A 2,560-nucleotide genomic window follows, 5' to 3' on the forward strand; every position below is an offset into this window, starting at 1 on the left:
GTCGTAACATTGTGCATCATCAATCAGAGTTTTTATGTTTACCTGCATCCGTTGGGCTCCTATGGTGAACTGGGGCAAAAAATTCACCATTTAACATTATACGCCCCTGATACGCAACATGAGCCTGAAAAAATATCAAAAAAGATGAAATTCATCTGCATTATTTCCCAACTTTTGATTCTCCCAAGCAAAAAGTCGAAGAGGCTCTTTCACATTTTGCTCATCGACAAAAGGAGATTCTTGGACTTTTTGGGCATTGTGAATAATTGAAAGTTGCCTGATTTTTCAATGACTTATGTTAGCAAATTATTTATCTGGAAAACTATAATTCGCAAATGTACATTTCCGATATTTGAGGGTATAATGCACGGCGTGTTCTCATGGTATCATTCTCCTTTGGGAGTCTTTGTTTTTGGCAAAACATTTATTGCCATGAGAACTTCCTTTATTCAACCCTTTTCGGGGTGAGTTTTGCGGTATTGCCTTTTATCGTAAATATCAGGAGGAACAATGACCTTTTTGTTGAATTTGCTCTGGTTTGTACTTGGCGGGGGATGGGCTGCAGGTCTTTTATGGATTATCACAGGCTGTGTTCTGATGCTCACAATTGTGGGTATTCCCTTTGGCTGGGCTGCGTTCAGAATTGCAGGATTTGCCGTCTTTCCCTATGGCAAGACCCTTGTGGATGCCAGGGCCGTGGGCCAAGACGTGATAACCGGTACGACGATAGCGAACATTTTGTGGATCATCCTTGCGGGTATATGGCTGGCCATCTCGCATATCTCAGCCGGGATCTGCTTTTGTATGACCATTATCGGCATTCCCTTCGGATTCGCCCATTTCCGTCTGGCCGCCGTATGCTTTGCTCCCTTGGGAAAACGTACGGTTTTGATTTGACAAGAAACAGGAGATGGTCCCTTATGCTTTTTGTAAGAAACTAGAGACAAGATACAGGAAACAAGAAGGCGAAGCGCCTGGGGCGCCCATTTTAGCCCCGCATTGTTGTTGTCTTTAGTTTCATTGTTCGTTGTGGGCCTGGGCCCCTGTGGGTTATTCAGACATCAGGGGGTTTTGGGGGGTTTGAATTGCTTTTTATCCAGCCCGTGCCGGGTCAACAGGCGGTTTAACTGGCGGACGGTAATGCCGGCTTTTTGTGCCGTCTCTTTTATCCGTCCGTTTGTTTGCTTCAGCAGGCTGGTCAGGTAAGAAATTTCACAGGAATTGACCGCATGCTGGCGTGCCTGGGCCAGGGTCAGGCCGGTGCCGGATGCCGGTATATCCTGGACAACGGCCATCTGGGTTTCGATGGGTAAATTACCAGACGTCATCACAGGGGAAATTTCGAGGATATGAGCACGTTCAAGGATATTTTCAAGTTCCCGGATATTGCCGGGCCATTCATAGTGGCGGAATCCTTCCAAAACAGACGGATGAACCCTGTCAATATTTTTCCCGTACTTGACGTTCAGTTTTTTCAAAAAGAGATCCAACAGGTATTCCAGGTCTTCTAGCCGTTCCCTGAGTGCCGGAATTTCAATGGGAAACACGTTGAGCCGGTAAAACAGGTCTTTTCGAAACATCCCTCTGCTGACAGCGTCTTCCAGATCTGAGTTGGTCGCTGCGATGATCCGTACATTGGCCTTGAGAATGGATTCGCCGCCAATCCGGCTGAAGGTGCCATCCTGGAGTACCTGGAGCAGCTTAATTTGGGCGGATGGGGAGATGGTGCCGATTTCATCCAGAAAAATGGTGCCGCCATCTGCCATTTCAAACCGGCCGGGCTTTTTCCGTTCAGCACCGGTAAATGCACCTTTTTCATGGCCGAACAGCTCGCTTTCAATGAGGGTATCCGGGATGGCGCCGCAGTGAATGGAGATAAAAGGCTTTTCAGAACGCTGGCTGTGCCAGTGGATCAGCCGGGCCAGGGTGCCTTTGCCCGTACCGGTTTCTCCCAACAGCAGGACAGTGGCAATGGTGGGGGCAACAGACCGGATATTCGCAAAAATTTTTTTCATGCCCACGTTTTTTGACCGAATAATGTCCAGCCATTCGGTTTTCCAGAACCGGTCCCGCAGGTAATCCAATTCAAAATCCTTGGAACGGGACCGGTTCAAGGCGGGAAGCAGCAGATGGATATCCCGTTCTCTGAACGGGGATAGCAGGTATCCCACAGCACCGACTTTTACCGCTTCAATGGCTTTACAGGTGTTAGACCGTGTGCACAGTACAATGAACTGAACAAATGGATTGACCGAACTGAACGCCGACATGCCCGGATCGGCTGACAGCAGTTCGATGTCGGCCATGATCAGATCAAACGGGGCCTGGATATGCAGTGTCAGCGCCGTATTGATATCAGGGGCCTGGCGGATGTTGTGGGCATCAGACAAGGCGTTTGAAATCAAACGGTACTCATCTTCCTCATTGGTCAAAACCAGCATATCTTTCATCTGAAACCCCGAAAAAGATTTTTTGCCACTCTGCTGAACAATAGATGGAACGGGCAGCGTGTTTTTTTAGCAGCAACCCGGTTTTCTGTCAATATGAACCAAATGGCGGA

2 protein-coding genes are annotated in these 2,560 nt (G+C 48.1%); one reads left to right on the forward strand and one right to left on the reverse strand.

Annotation, left to right across the window (positions count from 1 at the left end):
- Nucleotides 1-510: 510 nt before the first annotated feature.
- Nucleotides 511-897 (forward strand): YccF domain-containing protein, encoded by a 387-nt coding sequence (locus AB7U36_RS22305; RefSeq protein ID WP_428161797.1) that lies wholly within the window; start codon nt 511-513, stop codon nt 895-897.
- A gap of 164 nt (nt 898-1,061) precedes the next feature.
- On the opposite strand, the gene AB7U36_RS22310 is transcribed toward AB7U36_RS22305, so the two are convergent.
- Nucleotides 1,062-2,450, reverse strand: coding sequence for a sigma-54-dependent transcriptional regulator (locus AB7U36_RS22310; RefSeq protein ID WP_428161798.1), 1,389 nt, complete (start codon nt 2,448-2,450; stop codon nt 1,062-1,064).
- Nucleotides 2,451-2,560: the final 110 nt, after the last annotated feature.

The organism is Desulfobacter sp. (assembly GCF_050177295.1).

What these genes read in the sequence shown, in the direction of transcription:
- AB7U36_RS22305 (WP_428161797.1), top strand. Translation starts at nt 511, where the DNA reads ATGACCTTTTTGTTGAATTTGCTCTGGTTTGTACTTGGCGGGGGATGG.
- AB7U36_RS22310 (WP_428161798.1), bottom strand. Translation starts at nt 2,450, where the DNA reads ATGAAAGATATGCTGGTTTTGACCAATGAGGAAGATGAGTACCGTTTG.